Genomic DNA, 21,100 nt, shown 5'->3' with positions numbered 1-21,100 from the left:
GCGCATATTTATAACCCCACCGGGGAAAGAGCCGGGGGAGGAACCGGAAATGCCGGGAGGATCTTCACTCAGGAAAAAATGCCCTTCCTGCGGTGTGCCGCTCTTCATTGGCAGGGAACTGCGGTGGGGAAGCGACGGGGTCATTCACCTGGCCAGGGCACCCCACAACCGCATGGTTCTTTACGAGTCCAACATCATCGACAATCTCTTCCGGGGCATCGAGGAGCTCATCGGCGTTTCCATCGAGCACATCGTCATCGAGAGCCGGCGCCGGGAGGTGAGGAAGTACATCGAGGGGGTATTCCCCGCCTGGATACGGCGGCCCTTGGTGACACTCAACGAGCGCCTCAGCGGGATGCCGGGATTGAAAGGGTTGGCGCGGGCGGTTCGCGGGCCGCTGGGAAAGGCTCTGGCCGGCAGGGTCTTCGAGGTAGGCAGGGTATACGGTTACGGGGACTCCAGGCCGGGTCCCCTGTGGGAGGAGGGTGACGTGCATCCCTGGCGCTCCACCGTAGTCCACAATCCCTATTCGGTGCTCTTTTTCGCCGCGGAGTGCCTGGCTTCCGTGGAGGCCTTCGAGGGCAAGGACCACTGCGTCACCTACCGTGAACTTGAGGAGGGAGTCTATCTTTTCGAGGTCCAGCCCGGAGAACACCCCGTGGCTCTCCGGGAACGCCTGGCGAGAAAGCGCTACCCTTTCAAGCCTGGTGAACTCCACTATGACCTTTGTCCGGGATGCGGCGTGCCTCGTGAAGTTGAGCGCTTGAACTGGGACCTGGACAGGGGAATCATAACCGATACCGATAGCGGGAGGAGGATGGCCCTCTTCGGTCCCCATGCCGTGGATGCCGTCCTGCAGGACCTGGAAGCGGAGCTGGGCGATGAGGTGCCCGCAGCCGCCGTGGAAGCCCAGAGGAGGTACGTGAAATCGCGCGTCGCGGGTGAGAACTGGAGGAAGAGGGGCACCGATTTCATGCACATGGCTGCCCTCAGGGGGCTGGGCTACGTGGCCAGATTCGAAGCGGACACAGAGCACCTCTCGGTGACCCTCCATAACGCCTGTATGCCCTATCTGAACGTGGGCATGGCGCAGGCCCTTTACGAGATCGCCATGGGCAGGGAGAATTCCGAGGTCAGATGGAGCCTGCGCGACGACGGTGACCTAGAGATAGAGGTCACTCTTTAGGGGTATCCTTCAGATATCGGGTTGAGGGATGTCTCCCCGGGCGCGGCCCGCGAGGAGCTGCCGGTCGATCCGCCGGAAGACTTTCCGACATTTACTCAAGGTCGGGCTGCGAGAAGGCGAATAAATCCCTAGAGATGCAAACCCTCTTTCACCCGGAAAGCAAGCTTGAGGGAGTAAAGAAAGGGAAGAGCGTTAAGCAAGGTAAAGCTGGCAAACCGGTCATTAATCAAAACAGGAAGATAAGTAGGTTCGAGATCGCGCTCGGCGTGGAGGATTTTTCCCACGAAAGGGAGTATTCGGAGGATGGAGACCCGAACATGCTTATCAAAGTTATTAAAGCCTGGTGAAGGGGGGCACGGGCGGAATGGCACAACCTATTGAAAGGTGTGAGCAGTGCGGGGTTCCCGCCCTGATGGGAAACGAGCTGCGGTGGGAAAGCGGCGGGGTGATCAGCCTGGCCCAGTCTCCTCACAACCGCATGGTGATCTACGAGTCCAACATCATAGACAACGTCTTCCGGGGAATCGAGGGGATTCTGGGACGGAGCATAGAGCCGATGGTTGTGGAGAGCCGGCGCAGGGAGACCAGGAGGTTCATCGAGAGGAGCTTTCCCTTCGAGATCCGGAACACCCTTCTTCTGGGCGATGCGGGACCCACGGCGAAGGACTCTCCGCTCAGCCGGGCCATGGCCGATTTCGTGGTCCGGATAAGGGAGGACCTGGTGGAAAGGGTCTCCGGCGTGGCCCGCGTTTTCGGGTACGGGGAGGTATCCGTGGACTGGGCGGAGGATGAGCCTTATCCATGGCGCCGGCTGGTGATGAGGTATCCTTATTCCGTTCCCCTCTGGAAGGCGGACATCCTGGGGACCGTCGAAGCCTTCGAGGGCTTGGACATGTGGATAGAGGGGGAGGAGATGGAAGAAGACGTCTTCAGGCTGCACCTCTTTCCCTCCGAACACCCCGTAGAGCTCGGGGGCAAGCTGAGGCGCAGAAAAAGGTACGAGTTCGTAGCCGGGGACGTGGAACACGAAAAGTGCCCTTCCTGCGGTGTTCCCTCCCTCATCTCCGGGTACCATTGGGACCTGGAGAGGGGGATCATCACCGCCTCGGATACCGGAAGGAGGGTGGCCGTCTTCGGCCCCCTGGCCCTGGAGGCGGTGTTCGATGACTTGGCCGAGGAACACGGACCGGCCCTTCGAAGGGCGGTGGTGGAGGCGCACAGGCGCTACATACACGAAAGGGTGGACCGGGAGCTGGTCTCCACCATAACCGGCATGCTCAAGATGCACATGGCCCGCAGGGGCCTGGGTTACCTGGTTTCCCTGGAAGGGGATAGGAAGAAGCTGGAAATGACGCTCCACAACGCCTGCCTGGAGCTTTTCATGGTGGGCATGACCCAGGCTTTCTACGAGATCACCTCCGGAAACGAGAGCACCATCGCCGAGTGGGAACTCAACGAAGAAGGACGGTTATCCATCTCCATAAGGGCAGCCTGATCCCCCTCCCGGTGATGGAACGCGGGGTGGGTTCCTCTCCCCAGCCCTCCGTCATCAGGGTTACCACCAACCAGGTGGGGTGAAAGCGGAGAATTTCTCGCGGATTTGTTGCCGACGCAGTATTTTCAGAACACGTTGAACCGACGGGAAAGGAGAGTGGAAGATTGGAAGCGAGGGAGGGAAGGGGAGCGGCGGGTCTCGAATATCTCCTTATCGCCGGTGCTGCGGCTCTCTGGGGGTCGGTGGGTGTCTTCCTGCGGTGGATAGACCTTCCGGGCAGCGAACATTTCGTGGTCTTCATCCGCTCCATGATCAGCGCGGCCTTCCTGGCGGCGGTGATGGCCTTGAGCGGGAGGACGGGGGATTTTCGGCTCGGCGGGCACCCGGTGCTCCTCCTGACGAGCGGAGCGCTGCTCACCCTGCACTGGGTGCTCTTCCTCAAGGCCTTGAACAACCTGCCCATCGGGGATGCGGAGTTTATAACCTACCTCGCCCCGGTGCTGGTGGCGCTGCTGGCCCCCCTGGTGCTCAGGGAGAGGTTGGAGGGAACGACCCTGCTAGCCCTGGCCCTGGCCCTGGCGGGCATGGGGCTGATCTCGCTCACCAGGTCCAAGGCCGGGACCGGTTCTCCGGCGGCGGGAATAACCTATGCCCTGTGCTCGGCGGTATCTTATGCCCTGCTCCTCTTCATCCTCAAGTACCTTCGCGAGGACACCCCGACCCTCACCGTGACCTTTTACCAGACGGCGGTCAACGCATCCTTGCTCCTGCCTTTCTGCGCTTTCCGCGATTTCACGGTCTCCCCGCGGGGTTGGGCGTCCCTGATCGTGCTGGGCCTAGTGCACACCGGGCTGGCGGGCCTGCTGTACGTGTTCGCGGTGAAGAAGGTGAAGGCTCAACACGTGGGGATCATCGCCTACCTTGAGCCGGCCAGCGCTATGCTCTATGGCCTGCTGTTCCTGGGGGAGAGCATGGGATGGCAGGATTTGGCAGGAGGTCTGCTCATCATCCTGGCCGGGGCCATGGTCATCCGCCGGGCGTGGGTCCCGGAGCGGGGCTAGGCCGGACCTTTGGAAGAAAATATATAAAGCTGTAGGTGCGTTCTTTCCCGGAGCACCGGGTTCCAGGGGGCGAGGTTCGTGCCGTCCCGAAGAGCTGTGTCCCTCCGTCTCAGAACATCTCCTGTTCCACCCAGCGGGTATGGTAGTTCCCGGCCAGGAAGTCCGGGTTGGAGAGCAGGCGCAGGTGGAAGGGGATGAGGGTGGAGACCCCCTCTATCTCGAACTCCCGCAGGGCCTGCTCCAGGATGCGCAGGGCCTCCTCCCGGTCCCGGCCGTGTACGATGAGCTTGGCCAGCAGGGAATCGTAGTTGGGGGACACGTGATAACCCTGGTAGCAGTGGGTGTCCACGCGCACGTGGGGTCCGCCCGGTGGCGTCCACTTCTCGATTATCCCGGGGGTGGGAAGGAAGTCGCGGTGATAATCTTCGGCGTTGATGCGGCACTCGATGGCGTGGCCGTTCACCCGGATGTCCTCCTGGTTCAGGGACATGGGCTCTCCCATGGCGTTGCGTATCTGTTCCACCACCAGGTCCACGCCGGTTATCAGTTCGGTGACCGGGTGCTCTACCTGGATGCGCGCGTTGAACTCCATGAAGTAGAAGTTCCCCTCCTCGTCCAAGAGGAACTCCATAGTCCCCGCGGAGTCGTAGCCGATGGCCGCGGCGCCCCGCACCGCCGCCTCGCCCATCCTCTTTCGCAGCTCGGAATTCACGGCGGGGGAAGGCGCTTCCTCCACCAGCTTCTGGTTCCTCCTCTGGATAGAGCATTCCCTCTCGTTCAGGTGGATGACCTTGCCGTGCCTGTCGCCCAGGACCTGTATCTCCACGTGGCGGGCCCGGCGCAGGAACTTTTCCAAGTAAATCTCCTCGGATCCGAAAGCATGCCTGGCCTCCGCCTTGACCAGGGGTAAGGCCTTTACCAGTTCCTGACGGTCGTGGACCACGCGCATACCCTTACCCCCTCCCCCCAGGGAGGCCTTGATCAGGATGGGGTAACCCAGTTCGTCGGCCACCTTGAGGGCTGTGGACTCGTCCAGGTCGGACGAGGTGAGGCCGGGCAGCACCGGAACTCCCGCTTCGGCCATGGTCTCCCGGGCCTTGGCCTTGTGGCCCATCAGGGCCAGGGCCTGCGGGGAGGGCCCGATGAAGACCAGGTCGTTTTCCTGGCAGGCTCGGGCGAATTCCTCGTTTTCCGCCAGGAAGCCATATCCCGGGTGGACGGCGTCAGCGCCGCTGATCTCCGCAGCACCGATGATGTTCCGGATGTTCAGGTAGGATTCTCCGCTGGCGGCCGGACCGACGCACACCTTCCGGTCCACGTATTTCAGGTGTACGGCGTCGGAATCGGCTTTGGAGTAGATCCCTACCGTCTCCAGGCCCAGGAGCCTGCAGGCCCGGAGAATACGCAGAGCTATCTCGCCGCGGTTGGCGATGAGCACTCGCTTGAACAAGTTTCTACCCTCCCGAGGGCTCGATTTCCATGAGCACTTCGTCGTATTCCACGCCCTTGCCGTGCTCGGCCAGGATGCGCTTCACCCGGCCGTCCACTGGGGAGGGTATCTCGTTGAAGAGCTTCATGACCTCTATGAGGCAGAGGGTCTGGCCCTCCTTGACCTCGTCGCCCTCCTCCACGAAGGGCGGCGCGCCGGGAGAGGGGGTGCGGTAGAAGGTACCCACCATGGGGGACCTCACCTGTACCAACCCCAGCTCCTCCCTTTCCAGTTGCGCCACCTGCGCCCGCCGGGAAGGGGCCGGGGCCGCCTCCGCCGCCGCGACCTGCCCCCCCAAGCTTATGGTCACTGTCAGGTTTTGCAGGGCCCTGCTCACCCCCTCGCTGACCACGTCCGCCAGCTTCGCCGAAAGCTCCTCCAGGTAGGTCCCGTCCAGCATGGCCCTTTCCCGCCTCTCCATGGCCTTCTGCGGGGGCTCCTCCTCCTCCTCGTCGATGACCGGGTTCTTCCTCCACTGGAAGAACTTGAGGGCCACGTCCGGGAATATGGCGTAGGAGATATAGTCCTCCTCCTTCTCCACCAGGGAGGGGTCGAGCTCCCTCTTGGCCTTCGGTAGCTCAGGCTCCAGGAGGTCCGCCGGCCGGCAGGTGATGGGCTTCTCGCCCTTCAGCGCCTTCTCCATGAGCTCCTCGCTTATGGGCCCGGCAGGTTTTCCGTAATAGCCCTTCACGTAGTTGACGATCTCGCGCGGGATTATCTTGTATCTTTCCCCTAGGAGCACGTTGAAGACGGCCTGGGTTCCCACCAGCTGGCTGGTAGGGGTTACCAGGGGAGGGTAGCCCATGTCCTTTCTTACCCTGGGAATCTCTTCCAGGACCTCCTCCATGCGGTCCAGGGCGTTCTGCTGCTCCAGCTGGGCGATGAGGTTGGTGGCCATGCCGCCGGGTATCTGGTGGGAGATAACTGTGATGTCGATGAGGGGCTGCTCGGCACCCATCAGCTTGCGCTTCTTGGACACCACCTCGAAGTATTCCGACACGTCGCGGATGGCCTCGAAGTCCAAATCCAGCTCGTACTCCGTGTCCTTGAGGGAAGCCACCAGGGTCTCTATGGCCGGCTGGCTGGTATAGAGGGCAAGCGGCGCCGCGGCGCAGTCCACGATGTCCGCGCCCGCTTCGATGGCCTTCAGGTAAGAAGTGGAGGCCATTCCCGTGGAGGCGTGGGAATGGAGCTGGACGGGCACTTCCACCGCTTCCTTGAGGCGCCTGACCAGTTCGTAGGCCACGTAAGGGGCGAGGATGCCGGACATGTCCTTGATGCATATGGAGTCGGCCCCCATCTCCACCAGGGTCTTGGCCGTCTCCACGTAACCCTCGATGGTGTGGACCGGGCTTATGGTGTAGCAGATGGTGCCTTGGGCGTGGGCGCCCTCGCGCTTGGTGACCTCTATGGATTTCTGCATGTTCCGCACGTCGTTGAGGGCGTCGAAGATGCGGATGATGTCGATCCCCCCGGCTACCGCCCGCTTGATGAATTCCTCCACCAGGTCGTCGGCAAAGTTACGGTAGGCCACCAGGTTCTGGCCGCGCAGGAGCATCTGGAGCTTGGTTCGCTTGAATTTCTCCCGGATGCGGTACAGGCGGTCCCAGGGGTCCTCGTTGAGGTAACGCATGCAGACGTCGAAGGTGGCCCCGCCCCAGACCTCCACGGAATGGTAACCTACCTCGTCGATGCGCTCGGCGATGGGTAGTATGTCGGTGAGGCGCATACGGGTGGCCCACAGGGACTGATGGGCGTCCCGGAGGGTGGTGTCGGTTACCATCACCAGCCTTTTCTTTTTATCCATTTTCACCCCTTCACCGGATTCGGGCCTTCGAAACCATTGTAATCTTTCCCGCGCCTTATTTTCATGAAGCACGGCTTTCCCGGCGGTAAAGCCCTTCGCTTTCCCGGAAGACCCACGCTACACCGTGTAAATTCACCGGGTAAATCCGGATGCCTTCCGCGGCCCTCAGGTGCCGGACCTTTTTCCCGGGATGAGGTGGGCGACCGCCGCCGCCGCCGCGGCCTTGGCCACGTCGACGAGAATGAAGGGTTTTACCCCCAGCGCAAAGGCCAGTGAAGCTTTCTTGCCGTGCATGGCAAGCCAGGTCGCGAGCCAGGAGGCCCCGCAGGCGTAGATGATGGCTATACCGGCCAGAGACGCGGCGATGACCGGGATGCGGGCGGGTGTTCCACGGAGCCGGATACGGCTCGGGAGGTTTCGCGAGACCCACCCCGCGCAGCCAGCCGCCAGCACGAAGCCCCACAGGTATCCTCCGGTGGGCCCGAAGAGCACCAGGGGACCGGCATGGGGAGGAGCGGCGAAGAAGGGAGCCCCGCAGGCTCCCATCACCAGGTAGGTCATCTGGCTGGCCATCCCCCAGAACGGCCCCAGCACCAACCCGGAAAGGAGGACGAAGAAAACCTGCATGGTTACCGGGACAGGACTTAAGGGAATCCTGATGATGGCGCCCATGCCGGTGAGGGCGGCGAAGAGCACGGCATTGGCCACCCACTCCCATTCAAGAGCGGCCGTTTTTGGTGTAAACTTTCCCGCTTGAGCTGTTTTCATGGGTTTCTCTCCTTTGGAAGTTTGTTATATTTGTATAGGAAAACATGCGCATTGTCAATAGGTTACGCGGAATTTAAGTTTAGTAAAGGTGAACTTTATGAAAAATCGGTTTCGAGGGTCGCCCCGGCTCTCGAAACGAAGCGGGAAGCGCACCCCGGCAGCGTGAAGCGTGGCGGAGCAGCCGCCCTTCCAGCCCGCAACCGTGCTGATTGCGGGAAGGTCGGGCCACTACCCAGCGGAGGTCTCGTCGCCTTGGGCAGTGATATCCATTGGGACGTGCGTCGTTACGAGAGCCTGGACTCCACCAACCTGGAGGCCAGGAGGCTCCTGGCCCGGGGGGCATCGGAAGGGCTGGTGGTGACCGCGGTCCACCAGACGGCGGGACGCGGGAGGATGGACCGGAGTTGGCTGGACCGACCCGGAAAGAGCCTTCTGGTGAGCCTGGCACTCCGGGACGTGGAGCCCTTCCGTGCCGCGGCGCTGGCGGCGCTCTCGGCCCGGGCGGCGGTGAGGAGGCTGGGAGGTGCGGGGCCCCTCTGCAAGTGGCCCAACGACCTGGTCTACGGGGACAGAAAGGTGGGGGGCGTGCTCACCGAGTCCTTCCGCCGGGACGGGGACCATTTCCTCATCGTGGGCCTGGGTTTAAACGTCGGGTACCTGCCGGAGGAGTTGAATTTTCCGGCTCGGCTTCCGCCCACCTCCCTGCTGTTGGAGGAAGGCAGGCTCTGGGGCGTCGAGGAACTTCTGCACGCCCTTCTCGGCGAAATGGAAAATCGGCTGCGGGAGGAGGGGAGAAACCTGGTGGAGGAATACCGCGCCAACCTGGCTTACCGCGGGCGGCAGGTAGTGGTGGAAGATTTTGTCATATGCGGCCTGAGGCGCGGAGGTCGGGAGGAAGGGGAGGTGGCGCCGGAAAGGAGGGGCGCGCTACTCGAGGGCCTTCTGGTGGGGGTCGACGAGCTGGGCAACCTGTTGCTCGAGGTGGGGGGGAAGGTCCTCCCGGTGTCCGCGGGCGATCTCGCCCCGCTGCCGGACTGAGAGCACGGTCCGCAACGCCGGATGCGCGGAAACAGGAAAATCACTACCTGCGAACTTGCCAAGCCCGGCAACGAGATTTCTCCCTTGCCCAGGACCCATGTGTCGGTAAGAGGGATTCCGGCCAACGAGCTTCGCGACGGCGGGAGTGGTTTGAACCCGGGTCGGTTTCTCCCTCCGCTATGGCCTGCCACGACTTCGGCATCATGGCGGAGTGGAAGTACTTTCCAGGAAGCGAATCTCCCTCTTTTTCAGGCGGATGTACTCGTCGATGGCTTCCAGGTTGAGGCACTGATTGAGGAAGGACAGGTCCTTAAGCAGCGCCCTGGCTCGAGCGGCGTCTCCGGAAGCGATGGCCGACTCCACCCGACATGATAGCTCCCGCGCCGTGTCCTCGATCTCCTCGCGCATCTCCTGCCGGTCGCAAATCACCGGGTTGCCGCAGCTCGGGCACTCCCGGAAGATGAGCGGGCCGCAGCACATCACGTTGCCGATATGCCGGAATTCCGCGCCCTCGCCTTCATAGCCGCAGCGATCACAGGTAATGAGCATGGCTTTTCTCCTTGTCATTTGCCGTTACACGACCCGGTATGTTCCATTTTTCCTTTCGCGTGGATCAAGCTGGGTCAACCCGTCTCCCCCCTTGCGTTCGCGGACCGATTCTTGCTTACCGCCGCCGGAGCTGAACTTGTGCATTACATCCAGGCCGGGAGGCTCTTGCGGCGGCGGACGTTACTACGCAAGAACATACCGGTCAATACCTTGCGGGATGGCGCAAGGCAGCGTTGTTACCCTCTTCCACCCGCCAACTATCGTGTCACCAACGCATGCGTCGAGGTTCCCGGGAGCGGGCCACGGGTTGCAAGACCCCCGCCGTTCGTTGCGCGCCCTCAGCGGGCCTCGAAGTTCTCGCACTCGGCGTCGTCGGCGTTATGGGGCTTGGCCGTGTAGTACTCGCTCTTTCCGTCCGATTCGCGCCGCACGCAGTCTCCCCTGCTGGGGTCTTCTTCCAGGGGGAAGAACCACTTGCAATCTCCACAGCTCATGGTCGCACCTCCTGCTCCATTGCAGCGTTCAACCAAGTGTCGATCTCCATCGCGAATTCCCGAACGCTCTCATCGTTCCACGCTCGCCCGTTCCGCCTTGCCGGTGCCCGGCCTCCGCCTTGGCCAACGACCCTCCATGATTTCAACCTCCCACGGTGACCGTGAGACGCCGGGAGGTGAAGATCTTCACAATTCCGCACAGCTTTTCCTCGGGGTATCCCTCTCCCCGCGGGAAGGGATATTCCAGTCCGAAGATGCGGTACTTGGCTCCGGCGTAAGGGTGATAAGGCAGGATGTCCACCTCGCATTCCTTCCCATTGCGGCACAACCCGCGAATGAAATCCGCCGTGCGGGCGAGGTTTTCCTCCCCGTCGTTGAAGCCCGGGATGAGGGGGATCCGGAAGCGCAGCTCGCGGGCCTCTTCCGCCAGGCGCCGGGCGTTGGCAAGGATGAGATCGTTGGGAGCCCCACAGTAGGCGCGGTGCGCCGCGGAATCCATGTGCTTGAGGTCCAGGAGCACGTGGTCGGCGACGCGCAGCACCTTTTCCAGCACTTCCCAGGGGGCGAACCCGCACGTATCCAGCGCGGTGTTCATTCCCCTTGCCCTGGCCTCCGCCAGGAGATCATGAGTGAATTCCGGCTGGGCCAGGGGTTCTCCGCCGGAAACCGTGAGCCCTCCGCCGGAATGCTTGTAGAAGGGCTTGTCCTTCTCCACCTCCGCCAATACCTGGTCCACGGTCATCAGCTTTCCCCACACCACAAGGGCCTGTTCCGGGCAGGCCTCGGCGCAGCGAAAGCAGTCGATGCAGCGTTCACGGCGGATACGGGGCAGGCAGGGGCCTTCCATCTCGATGGCCCCGGAGGGGCACACCTCCAGGCATTTACCGCACCCGGTGCAGTTGTTGCGATAGGGGAGGACCTCTGGGAATCGGCGGTGGCCTTCAGGGTTGTGGCACCAGCGGCAGTTGAGTAGGCATCCCTTGAGGAAGACGGTGGTACGTATCCCCGGCCCGTCGCTCAGGGAATAGAACTGGATGTCGTTGACGTAGCCCGAGGTTTCGCCGCTTCCCATCTTACCGCCTCATCCTCCGATGGTGGTCGCCAGCCCGCGTTCCTTGAGGATGTCCTGCAGGTCGCTTATCTCGCTCGCGGCCAGGCTTTCCACGTCCCGGTATTCCCATTCCCTTCCCAGCCAGCGATACTTGTCCTGGCACCAGTTGTGAAAGGGGAGTAGGTCCACGCGAACTATGGAGGACCCCAGGTCGGCGAGGAAATCGGCCACCCTCTCCATGTGCTCCGGTGAATCGTTGAAGCCGGGAATCACCGGGACGCGCACGATGACCTCGGCTCCCACCTCCACCAGTCGGCGCAGGTTGGCCAGGATGGGCGAGTTGTTCACCCCGGTGCGCATGACGTGCAGCTTGGCGCTCATGCACTTGATGTCGTAGAGGAAGATGTCCACGTAGGGGCGCAGGGAATCCAGGATTTCCCAGGCGCAGAACCCGCTGGTGTCCAGACAGTTGTGAATCCCTCGTTCCTTGGCTCTGCGCAGGAGCTCGAGGGTGAACTCGGGGAAGGCAGTGGGCTCGCCTCCCGTTACCGTCATGCCTCCTCCCGAGTTCAGGTAGAAGGGCATGTCCCTCTCCACCTCGTCGAGTATCTCCTCCACCGTCTTCGGCTCTCCCACCCTCACCAGGGCGCCGTAGAAGCAGGCCTCCACGCACTCCATGCAGTGGTCGCATAGAGATAGGTCGATCTTGTAATAGTGCTCGTTGTCTTCTTCCCCCGTTACCGGAATAGGCGGCTGTATGGCACCCCTCGGGCAGGCGTCGAAGCATATCCCGCACTGCCGGCAGAGCGAGGGCTTCCAGTAGATCTCCGGGTAAAAATGGATACACTCCGGGTTATGGCACCACGCGCAGTTGAGCTTGCAGCCCTTGAGGAAGACGGTGGTGCGGATTCCCGGCCCGTCGTTTATGGAATAGCGCTGGATGTTGGTGATTAATACCTGCTCGGGCATGAAAGGACTCCTTTTCCGTTTCTCTCGACACGCCGGGGAAGCCGGAAAGCGTCACAGGAAAAAGCGTGAACTCCCACGGGGGAATCAGGCTTTTCCCTTCTGGAGCTCCTTTTCGGCCTTTTCCTCCTGCAGCTCGTTGACCACCACCCAGGCGTAGCATTGCGGACATTCGCGGTATGCTGTCTCCGCGTCCAGGGTGGTGTTGTAGAGGTAACGGAACTCCGACTTCACCCCTTGGTATCCGCAGTTGTCGCACTTGACCACAGTTCACACCTCCCCGTTCTTACAGGTAAATTTTCTACCCCAGATGTCGCTCAGTCCCCAGGGACCGGGAGATGATGATCCATCCCGTTCCAGCTCCAGTTCGTCCACGACCAGGAGTTCACCGCAGGCAGGGCACCGCCTCAGGGAAACGGGTCCCACCTCCACGGCCTGCCCCACGTAGGCGAACTCGGCTAAAGAGCCGGACCTTCCGCACCTGGAACAGGTGACCATCTTCTCCGGTTGCTGCTCCTACTTCTCCTGGATCTGCCTCTGCGGCCGGAACTGGGGATCCCACATGAACTCACTGGTGTCCGTCCGCACGCGGTCGATCTCCCGGAAGTGCGGGCAGTCGGCGGCATCGGTATTGTCGAAGACCGGCTTGTTCTTCTCCCCCATCTTGATGGCCGTGCAGAAACCATCACCGGCCGCGGAGGCCGAATTCTGCCGGAAGTTACTGCAAATGCCGCAGGCCTTCTCCGGCATATCACGGCGCCCCTTGGAGATGGCCCCCTGCAGCCACTGCTGGCGGAGCTGTTCCCAGTCGCTCATCGCTCTACCCCCTTTTCAAGCGACCCCGCTGGTGGTAGCACCGGCGGTTTCAACGCGATCTCCCTCATACGCCCAGTTCCTGCACGTTGCGGGCGATGATGGTGTCCTGGGTCTTCTTGTTCAGGTCCACGAAATGGGCGCTGTAACCGGCGATGCGCACGATGAGCTCGGGATACTTCTCCGGTTCCCTCTGGGCCGCCTTCAGGGTTTCGTTGTCCACCATGTTGAACTGCACGTGGTCGATACCCAGTTCGGCCCAGGTCTTGATGTAGGAGTGCCAGATGTGGAAGCCCTTCTCGCCGGCCAGCTGCTGGGGGGACAGGCGCTGGTTGAGCAGGGTGGCTCGCACGTCCCCGATGTGGTCGATCTTGGCCACCGAGCGCAGGACGGCGGTGGGACCTTTCTTGTCCAGCCCCGCCCCGGGGGAGCACCCGCCGTCGTAGAGGGTGTCGCCAAGCCTCCTCCCGTTGGGCAGCGCCCAAACCTTGGTGGCGTTGGTCACGTAGGCGGCGATGTTCTCCGGCAGCGGAGGCCAGGGATTCCCGGTGGGATCCATTATTTCCCAGGAGTGCCTGGCCACGTCGCGGTGGCAGCGGATGTGGATCTGGTCCACGTAGTCGTCGTCGTTGCCCCACTTGGGAGCGCGCACGAAGTCCATGCGCATCTCCTCGTAGCCCTCCCAGTTGGCCTTGAGAGCCTCGATGAGCTGGGCCATGGTGTACTTCTTCTCGTCGAAAACCAGCTTCTTCACCGCGGCCAGGCTGTCCCCGGTCTCCATCCAGGCGAAGAAGGTAATCCAGGAATTGCCGCGCTCCGAGGGATGGGAGGAGTCCACGCCCAGCTCCACGCAGCGCTCGTAGAGTCCGGAGAGCAGGGGGCGGGGGTCCAGGAACTGGGCCATGAAGCGGCCGCCGTTAGTCAGTTTTACCAGGGTGTCCATCATCCATTTGATCTGCGTGTACCAAGCCTGGTAGAGCTCCTCGAAGGTCTCGAACTTTGTGGCATCCCCGGTATGGGGTCCGAACTGCATCTGGAGCACGTTGTCGTACCCGTCGAATAGGGCATACTCGATGGCCTTGGCGGCGATGATGGTGGCGTTGGCCATGCGGAAGGGCTGGCATCCCAGTTTGGTATCCGGGCAGGGGGACATGCAGGCCTGGTGCACCCAGCGCCGCGCCTCCCGCAACGGATGCCTGTGCCAATGCATGGCGTTGGTGATGAGGATGGGATCGTTGCGCATGGAAGGATATCCCAATCCCTGCCGGATGCACTCGAAGACCTGGCGCAGGGTCTGCATCCTCACGTTGGGATGGTAACGGAAGGCGAAGGTGGGATTGGCCACCCGTACCAGGCGGGCCGCTTCCAGCAGGCAGTCGGTCATGTCGTTACAGGCGTCGGTCCCGTCCTCGTTAACCCCGCCGATTGTCCATACCCAGGTCCCGGTGATGCCCTGCAGGGTGTCGCGGGCCAGCATCAACCAGAACCATCCCACCTCGTAGCAGCGGATGAGGAACTCTCCGGTGAGATCCAGGGCCTCCTCCCGGGTAAGGATCTTGTCCCGGTTGACGTCCTTGTCGTAGAAGGGACCGTGCCAGTAATCGGGGCGGGCCGGCCAGGCGCCCTCGCAGGCCTCGTAGCGGCAGGCAATCTGGATGAAATGGTCGAACTGCAGGGACTCGTGCAGGTGCTCCGGGGGCTTGGCTGGCACTTTCCAGCAGACCTCGGCGATGCGCAGGAGCTCCTCTTTGCGCTGGGGGTCGGTCTCGAAGTGCTCGGCGATGATCCTGGCCAGGCGGCTGTAGCGGCGTGCCCAGCGGATGACCGCCTCCAGCACCACCTTCATGGACTTCCAGACGTCAAGCTTCTCGTAGTAGGGGAGGTCCTCGGGATCGGGCACCTTGTTGTAAATGCGTTCCTCGGCCTCCTTAATACGCTCGTCTATTTCAGCTATGATGCCTTCCAGACCCAAGCGGAACATGTAGTCCCACTGCTTGGTGGCGTAGCCGATGCGGGAGATGGGAAGCCCCCAACCGATAACCCCGGTTAGGAGCTTGACGATCTCCTCCGGTGGGACCAGGTTGAAGACCTTGGCCCCCGCCGTCTGGGGGTTCCAGTAGTCGCAGAGCTCCCGGATGAGCTTCAGGTTCTCATCCACAGGCTCAGGTATGACCGTGCGGTCGTTATACAGGTCCTCGTTGAGCAGAAAGAGGATCTCCGGGTGCCACACGATGGTGTGGGGCCGGGAACCCAGGTAGCCCATGATCTGGGCGTGGTCCTGGATAAAGATGGTGATGTTGTCGAACACGTTGGCCAGAGCCTTGGCATAGCGCATGCGCAGGGAGTCGTGCTCGTTGGCCTTGAAGGCCTCGGTGAAGAGGACGGCCCTCTCCAGGTCCACCTTCACTCCCGGCTGGTAACCGGAGCCCTTGGCCCCCTTTTTCCATACCGCCTTGCGCAGGTAATCCAGGCGTTTCGACCTCTTGTGTTCCGCCCACCACCACCACTGACCGCTCTTTTCGATCTCCTCGATGGTTCGCATCTCAACCGCCGACATCATCTACCCCCTTCTTCTTCCGGTTGCCCCCCGCTTGTGAAAGCAACGTTCTTTCCTTCAAACCGAGAAAATCCCACTGCTTTCCTTTCGGGTTTTCATCCCTCCCTTCCCGACAGCCTCTCCGGCCGGATGTCCGTGCCCGTTGCCCTCGCGAATGGCACGCCTTTCCATTCACGAGCCCCCTATTTGAGACGAAAACCGCGCACCTTCTCTTTCACGCTCCTGCGGAGCTCATCGGCCGATTCGCCTTTCACGGTTCCTCAAACGGGGAAAGCTCACCCCCTCGATGGCTGCTTATCACGTGGGGCGAATCCTGCTGCGGAATAATCGGGCGGTGGTACAGACGTTTTTCCGAATCCTAGTTAGTCAAAATTCAAAAGCGTTTAAGTAAGCAATTTACACTATTACTATAGTAATAAATTATTAATATTTCTTATTATGCCTTAATAACAGCAATCATCTTGAGGCTTATTTTAGTAAAAGTGAACATATTTTTCAAGGGGTTTTTTGAAATCCTTCAACTGCCTTTCCCGGCTCGGCATTCCGCTGCCATGCGCCGTCTCGGGTCATCTCCGTAAGCGACGAGCGGTTAGGGGAACGAGCCTTCCGGGTCTCGTTCAGGTTGCTCCACTGGAGGTCAAGTCCGCGGGAGAAAGGCCCTTATTTACCCCTGAACACCGGGTCCCTCTTCTCGCGGAAGGCGGCGATGCCCTCCCGGGCGTCCTCGCTGGCCAGGGCCCGCGCCATGATGGCATCGGCCTCCCGGCGCTCCTCCTCAGCCAGGGGAAGGGGGTGGGTGAGCATGCGCAGCATGCGCTTGTGCCCGGAGATGGAGAGGGGGGCGTTGGAGGCTATGCGCCGGGCCAGATCCTCGGTGAAGGCCTCCAGCTCCGGGACGGGGACCAGGTAGTCCAGCATGCCCATCTGGTAGGCCTCGTGGGCACCGAAGAGCTCTGCGGTGAGGAAGAGTTTCCGGGTGGCGGCCAGGCCGATGGTGCGCAGGAAGCGGTGCAGGCCCTCGGGGGGATAGACGATGCCCAGGCGCGCGGGGGGCATCCCCATGCGGCAGTCCTCCGCCCCCACCCGGAGGTCGCAGGCCATGCTGGTCTCGCACCCCGCCCCCACGCAGTAGCCGCGGATCATGGCGATGACCGGGAAGGGGCACTCCTCGATGGCCTCCAGGCCGTACTGCAGGGGGCCCTGGGATTGGATGCGCTCCTGGACCTCCGCGGGGAGACCCTCGGGGATGGCGGTGAGGTCCATGCCCGCGGAGAAGGCCCGGTCCCCCGCCCCCCGCAGCACGGCGCAGCGCACCGTTCCCTTCTCGGCCAGGTCCTGGAGGGCCTGGGCCAGGGAGACGAGGAGGGAGACGGAGAGGGCGTTCCGGCGCTCCGGCCGGTTGATGGTGAGGAAGGCCAGGGGCTCCCTCACCTCCACCAGGAGCTCCTCTTCTTGGTTCATGGGGACCTCCCTTCACGTCCCAAGGCCTTTGGCCTTCTCCTTCCAGGACAAGCCGTTGACTTTTTCTCCTTAAACGGGTCATCTCCCTTCCCCGTTGGAGGACGTTCCGCCCGGGGCGGCCGCCTCCACCGGCGCGGTCGCACAGGGCCCGGGCCGAAGGGCGGGGGCCTCCTTACCCTTGGCCAAGGGGAGCGGGATCCCCCCGGAAAACACGGTCCAGGGCCTCCCTCCGGGGCGGGGAGGCTTCCCTCCCGCGGTCTCAATCCCGGCCCCCGCCGTAGAGCCTGCGCAGTTCCTTCTTCAATATCTTGCCGGTGAGGGTGCGGGGGATGGCATCCACGAAGGTGATCTTTTTAGGTATCTTGTAACGGGCCAGCTTCCCCGCACAGAAGGCCTCCATCTCCTCCAGGCTCAGGGGGTCCTCGGGGTCCTCCAGGAGCACCAGGGCGTGGCCCACCTCCCCCCACTTCTCGTCCGGCATGCCGATGACCGCCACGTCCCTCACCTTGGGGTGCTCGGCGAGCACCTTCTCCACCTCCGCGGGGTAGATGTTCTCCCCCCCGGAGATGATCATGTCCTTCTTGCGGTCCACGATATATACGTACCCGTCCTCGTCCACGGTGGCCAGATCCCCGTAGTGGAACCACCCGTCCTTCATGGCCTCGGCGGTCTCCTCGGGGAGGTTCCAGTAGCCGAGCATGACGTAGGGGCCCCGGGTGCATATCTCCCCCACCTCGCCGGATCCCGGTACCACCTCCGTGCCGTCCTCCTTGAGCACCCGGACCTCGGCGTGGAACATGGGGATGCCGGCGCTGCCGATCTTTTCCATGTTGGAGCAGGAGAGGACGATGGAGGTCTCCGTGCACCCGAAGACCTGGATGAGGTGGGGCACCTTCATCCGCTCCAGGATGCGGTCCAAAAGCTCCCGGGAGGCGGGGGCTCCTCCCACCCCCACCCCCTTGAGGGAGCTCAGGTCGTAGCGGGAAAAGTCGGGAACGTCCAGCATCATCTGGAGCATGGTGGGCACGGCCCCGAAGTGGGTGACCCGGTGGCGCTCGATGAGGCGCAGGGCCTCCTCGGGGTTCCAGAACCTCTGGAAGATCGTGGTGCCCCCTATGTAGAAGGTGGGCATGGTGATGATGTTCAGGCCCCCGGAGTGGAACAGGGGTATGGAGACCAGAGATACGGCCTCCATGTCGAAGAGCAGCTCCAGGGTGTCGTTGAAGGTGTTCCAGAAGGTCTTGCGGTGGGGGAGCACGGCCCCCTTGGCCCGCCCGGTGGTTCCCGAGGTGTACATGATCATCTGGGGGTCCTCCATGCCCGGGGGCTCGTGGACCGCGGGCTCCTCCTCCCCGAATTCCGAGAGCCACTCCTCGTAAGGGGAGGCGAACTCCGGCACTGGCTCCCCGGCGGTGGCCAAAACCTCTATCGGTTCGCGGTAGAGTTCCCGCAGCTGTCCCACCGTGCCCGCGAACTCGGGGTGGAAGAAGAAGGCCCGGGGATTGGTGTCGGTGAATATATCGTTCAGCTCCTGGGGCGTGAGGCGGAAGTTGAGGGGGATGAAGATGAACCCCGCCTTGGCGCAGGCGAAGTACACCTCCATGAACTCTATGCTGTTGAAGAAGAGGGCGGCCACCCGCTCGCCCTTCTTGAGGCCCGCCTCCAGTAAGCCGTTGGCCACTTGATTAACACGGTGGTTGAACTCCGTGTAGGTAAGGGAGCGGTCACCGCTGATGAAGGCCGTCTTGTCCCTGGTGAGCGGGAAGAGCGCCCGCTTGGTGGCCCAGTTGCCCACGTTCATCGTTGTCACCCCCGTTCATACCCGTGCTTCACCCTGAGCCCCGGGCCGCGGAACCTTTCTTTCGAGAATGCGAATAAGTGGGCGACGATGGCTGCGGAAAATGGTTCGGCGAAGTCCTCAAGGAAGTTCCTCACACGGTCGCCAAGACGAATTTAGCAGCCGCCCGTTGTCGTCCGTCAGCCCGCGCGAATAATTATGGAGGAAAGTTCACTATATGTAAAGTAGGAAAGTACAACAATCCTAAAATAATTAATGCGCAGATGCGCCGACAGAATTTTTATATCTGGCTTAAATAAAGAAAAAATTTGAAACATGAACCCCTTCTTTACGCCCGTTGGTATCTTTGATATCATCAGGAAAATTGAAGGTTAAGTTCATGGTGCATAATTGTCGTGTCGGCTGGGCTTCGGTTTCATATCGATAACCGTGGTGGCCTCACTCCGGCTGCTGGTCTTTTCCGGAGGGGAGTGGAAAGGATACCATTGGTTGAGCCACGGTTCGAAAGGGCGGGAGTCGGCTTCCTCTACCGTTACGGTGATCCGGGGTTTGACGGGGGCTTCTTCGGGCGAGAGGCGATCTGAAAAGGGGCATGGATGCGTGAGCGGTACCCGGTATACCCTCCCGTGGGCCAGCCCCGGAACCCCGGGGCGTCAACGGGGGTGGAGCCGGGAAGTGGACGGGTTGATACCGGTTAAGGGTATGAAAAACGAACAAGGGGGGTCGAAAATGAACGAGCTCTTGGAAGTGGGGAAGTTCGTCTGTGGCCTGAAGTACGAGGACTTGCCGGGAGAGGTGGTGGAGGCGGCCAAGCTCCCGTTCATCGATTGCCTGGGGGTCACCATAGCCGGCCTGGAGGATGAGAGTTCACGCATCGCCGCCGAGTGGGTGGATTCCATGTGTGCAAAGGGTGAAGCCACCCTCTTCTACGGTTTCAAGAAAAGCGCGGCACCCTGGGCTGCCCTGGCCAACGGGACAGCCGCCCACGCCCTGGATTACGACGACGTCAGTTTCCGCATGATGGGCCATCCTTCCGTGGCCCTGGTCCCGGCCGTGTTGGCCCTGGGGGAGGTTCTGGAGTCCCCGGGAAGGGACTGCCTACTGGCCTACGTGGCCGGCCTGGAGGTAGCAGCCAAGGTCGGAGCGGCCCTGGGCGGGAACTCCTACATGCTGGGCTGGCACCATACCAGTACCCTGGGGGTCCTGGGCGCCGCCGCCTCCTGCGGCAAGCTCCTGCGGCTCGCCGAGGAAAGGATGGTCCATGCCCTAGGCATCTCCTGCTCCCTGGCCACGGGCATCCGGGCTAACTTCGGAACCATGACCAAGCCCCTCCACGCCGGAGTCGCGGCCATGAACGGGATTATGGCCGCCCAGCTGGCCTCCCGGGGGTTCACCGCCAACCCGGATGCTCTCTACGGGGAGAACGGATTCGCCCGGGTCTTCACTTCCGACCTGGAGAAAGCGGGGGAGCTACCCGGGACCCTCGGAGAGCCCTATGAGCTCATCGACCCCGGTCTCTCCTACAAGCCCTATCCCTGCTGCCGCGGCCCCCAGGGCGCTATCGACGCCGCCCTGGCGGCCAGGGAGGAATGGAAGAAGATGGGAAATATCGACGCTTCCGAGGTGGAGAGGGTGGAGTGCCGGGTGCCCTCCTGGTTGCGATCGGTGCTCGTCTACCACGAGCCGAAGACGGGCACGGAGGGAAAGTTTAGCCTGGAGTTCTGCGTGGCCGCCGCCCTGCTTTGGGGCAAGGTGGGAGTGGGGCAGTTCAGGGACCAGGTGGTCACCTCGGAGCCGATAGTGCATGTGATACGCCGCTTCGACTGGCAGGACCTGGAAGGGGAGATCACTAGCCCTTTCGCCTCCGAGGTGGTAGTGCACCTGAAGTCCGGCGGGAAAGCGGTGGGGAAGGCCGAAAGGCCCCTCGGCGAACCCGGCAATCCCATGAGCGAGGAGCAGATCTACGATAAATACCGCGAATGCGTGGGGAGCGTTTTGAGCTACCGGGTCGCCGATTCCACCTTGGAGATGTTGCGGGATCTGGAGAATCTGGAGCACGTGAATAGGCTGGTGCGTGCCTACCAGGGTTGAGGCACTGTCCGACTCACGCCGCCTCTGGTGCAGATAACCGGGGTTGCCTCAGGAAGAGACACCCAACCGGGAGCGGATGAATTCCGCCACCTGGGAGATATAGGTCCCGGAGACGAAGACCTCGGCCACGCCCATCTCCTTGAGCTTGGGGATGTCCTCGGGAGGGATGATGCCTCCCACCAGGACCATCTTGTCCTCCACGCCCTTTTCCCGGAGAAGGGACATGACACGCCGCGCAATGCTCAGGTGAGCCCCGGAGAGGATGGAGAGGCCGATGACGTCCACGTCCTCGTCCACGGCCGCGTTGACGATCTCCTCCGGGGTGCGCCTCAGGCCGGTGTAGATGACCTCGAACCCCTCGTCCTTGAGGCCGTAGGCGATGACCTTGGCTCCCTGGTCGTGCCCGTCAAGACCGGGCTTGGCGATAAGTACCCGGATGACCTTGCCCTCCGTCTTCGATGCCATTTCCTGCCTCC

General features: G+C 62.1%; 20 protein-coding genes. 6 read left to right on the top strand and 14 right to left on the bottom strand.

Annotation, left to right across the window (positions count from 1 at the left end):
• Window positions 1-49 precede the first annotated feature (49 nt).
• The 4 genes from QME84_07350 (at window position 50) to QME84_07335 (ending at window position 3,742) form a co-directional block, all read left to right on the top strand.
• Window positions 50-1,186 (top strand): hypothetical protein, encoded by a 1,137-nt coding sequence (locus tag QME84_07350; protein ID MDI6874082.1) that lies wholly within the window; start codon window positions 50-52, stop codon window positions 1,184-1,186.
• Window positions 1,187-1,320: 134 nt separating this feature from the next.
• Entirely contained in the window at window positions 1,321-1,533 is a 213-nt protein-coding gene (locus tag QME84_07345) for a hypothetical protein (protein ID MDI6874081.1), read from the top strand.
• A gap of 17 nt (window positions 1,534-1,550) precedes the next feature.
• Window positions 1,551-2,681, top strand: a complete 1,131-nt coding sequence (locus QME84_07340) for a hypothetical protein (GenBank protein ID MDI6874080.1) — start codon at window positions 1,551-1,553, stop codon at window positions 2,679-2,681.
• Window positions 2,682-2,845: 164 nt separating this feature from the next.
• Window positions 2,846-3,742 (top strand): DMT family transporter, encoded by an 897-nt coding sequence (locus tag QME84_07335; protein MDI6874079.1) that lies wholly within the window; start codon window positions 2,846-2,848, stop codon window positions 3,740-3,742.
• Window positions 3,743-3,851: 109 nt separating this feature from the next.
• Here the strand turns inward: QME84_07335 and accC are convergent, their stop codons facing one another.
• The 3 genes from accC to QME84_07320 form a co-directional block, all read right to left on the bottom strand.
• Entirely contained in the window at window positions 3,852-5,192 is a 1,341-nt protein-coding gene (gene accC / locus QME84_07330; GenBank protein MDI6874078.1) for an acetyl-CoA carboxylase biotin carboxylase subunit, read from the bottom strand.
• A gap of 4 nt (window positions 5,193-5,196) precedes the next feature.
• The gene (locus QME84_07325; protein ID MDI6874077.1) at window positions 5,197-7,038 is read right to left on the bottom strand and encodes a pyruvate/oxaloacetate carboxyltransferase; all 1,842 of its coding nucleotides are present in this window, start codon (window positions 7,036-7,038) and stop codon (window positions 5,197-5,199) included.
• A 165-nt stretch (window positions 7,039-7,203) separates the two neighbouring features.
• A complete protein-coding gene (locus tag QME84_07320) occupies window positions 7,204-7,806 on the bottom strand; it encodes a biotin transporter BioY (protein ID MDI6874076.1) in 603 nt (200 codons plus the stop codon).
• Window positions 7,807-8,058: 252 nt separating this feature from the next.
• Here QME84_07320 and QME84_07315 point away from each other — a divergent pair, with 252 nt between their 5' ends.
• Window positions 8,059-8,844, top strand: coding sequence for a biotin--[acetyl-CoA-carboxylase] ligase (locus QME84_07315; protein MDI6874075.1), 786 nt, complete (start codon window positions 8,059-8,061; stop codon window positions 8,842-8,844).
• A 201-nt stretch (window positions 8,845-9,045) separates the two neighbouring features.
• On the opposite strand, the gene QME84_07310 is transcribed toward QME84_07315, so the two are convergent.
• The 10 genes from QME84_07310 to QME84_07265 form a co-directional block, all read right to left on the bottom strand.
• Window positions 9,046-9,393, bottom strand: coding sequence for a hypothetical protein (locus QME84_07310; protein MDI6874074.1), 348 nt, complete (start codon window positions 9,391-9,393; stop codon window positions 9,046-9,048).
• A 338-nt stretch (window positions 9,394-9,731) separates the two neighbouring features.
• The gene (locus QME84_07305; GenBank protein ID MDI6874073.1) at window positions 9,732-9,887 is read right to left on the bottom strand and encodes a benzylsuccinate synthase gamma subunit family protein; all 156 of its coding nucleotides are present in this window, start codon (window positions 9,885-9,887) and stop codon (window positions 9,732-9,734) included.
• Between the two features lie 142 nt (window positions 9,888-10,029).
• Window positions 10,030-10,959 carry a glycyl-radical enzyme activating protein gene (locus QME84_07300; GenBank protein MDI6874072.1) on the bottom strand — a complete coding sequence of 310 codons (930 nt, stop codon included), beginning with the start codon at window positions 10,957-10,959 and terminating at the stop codon, window positions 10,030-10,032.
• Window positions 10,960-10,968: 9 nt separating this feature from the next.
• Window positions 10,969-11,907 (bottom strand): glycyl-radical enzyme activating protein, encoded by a 939-nt coding sequence (locus QME84_07295; GenBank protein ID MDI6874071.1) that lies wholly within the window; start codon window positions 11,905-11,907, stop codon window positions 10,969-10,971.
• Window positions 11,908-11,991: 84 nt separating this feature from the next.
• Entirely contained in the window at window positions 11,992-12,171 is a 180-nt protein-coding gene (locus tag QME84_07290; protein MDI6874070.1) for a hypothetical protein, read from the bottom strand.
• A 3-nt stretch (window positions 12,172-12,174) separates the two neighbouring features.
• On the bottom strand, window positions 12,175-12,402 hold the full coding sequence (locus tag QME84_07285; protein ID MDI6874069.1) for a hypothetical protein: 228 nt from the start codon (window positions 12,400-12,402) through the stop codon (window positions 12,175-12,177).
• Window positions 12,403-12,420: 18 nt separating this feature from the next.
• A complete protein-coding gene (locus QME84_07280; GenBank protein MDI6874068.1) occupies window positions 12,421-12,720 on the bottom strand; it encodes a hypothetical protein in 300 nt (99 codons plus the stop codon).
• Window positions 12,721-12,784: 64 nt separating this feature from the next.
• Window positions 12,785-15,274 carry a pyruvate formate lyase family protein gene (locus QME84_07275; GenBank protein MDI6874067.1) on the bottom strand — a complete coding sequence of 830 codons (2,490 nt, stop codon included), beginning with the start codon at window positions 15,272-15,274 and terminating at the stop codon, window positions 12,785-12,787.
• Window positions 15,275-15,934: 660 nt separating this feature from the next.
• Window positions 15,935-16,735 carry an enoyl-CoA hydratase-related protein gene (locus QME84_07270; protein MDI6874066.1) on the bottom strand — a complete coding sequence of 267 codons (801 nt, stop codon included), beginning with the start codon at window positions 16,733-16,735 and terminating at the stop codon, window positions 15,935-15,937.
• Between the two features lie 259 nt (window positions 16,736-16,994).
• The gene (locus QME84_07265; protein ID MDI6874065.1) at window positions 16,995-18,536 is read right to left on the bottom strand and encodes a long-chain fatty acid--CoA ligase; all 1,542 of its coding nucleotides are present in this window, start codon (window positions 18,534-18,536) and stop codon (window positions 16,995-16,997) included.
• Window positions 18,537-19,262: 726 nt separating this feature from the next.
• On the opposite strand from QME84_07265, the gene QME84_07260 reads away from it, so the two are divergent.
• Entirely contained in the window at window positions 19,263-20,624 is a 1,362-nt protein-coding gene (locus QME84_07260; GenBank protein MDI6874064.1) for an MmgE/PrpD family protein, read from the top strand.
• Window positions 20,625-20,672: 48 nt separating this feature from the next.
• On the opposite strand, the gene QME84_07255 is transcribed toward QME84_07260, so the two are convergent.
• Window positions 20,673-21,089: a cobalamin B12-binding domain-containing protein gene (locus QME84_07255; protein ID MDI6874063.1), complete on the bottom strand. Its 417-nt coding sequence runs from the start codon at window positions 21,087-21,089 to the stop codon at window positions 20,673-20,675.
• Window positions 21,090-21,100: the final 11 nt, after the last annotated feature.

This window comes from Actinomycetota bacterium (assembly GCA_030019255.1).
Lineage (GTDB): Bacteria > Actinomycetota > Geothermincolia > Geothermincolales > RBG-13-55-18 > Solincola_A.
The sequence above is the reverse complement of the archived record's forward strand: the minus strand, read 5'-3'. Positions and strand labels throughout refer to the sequence as shown.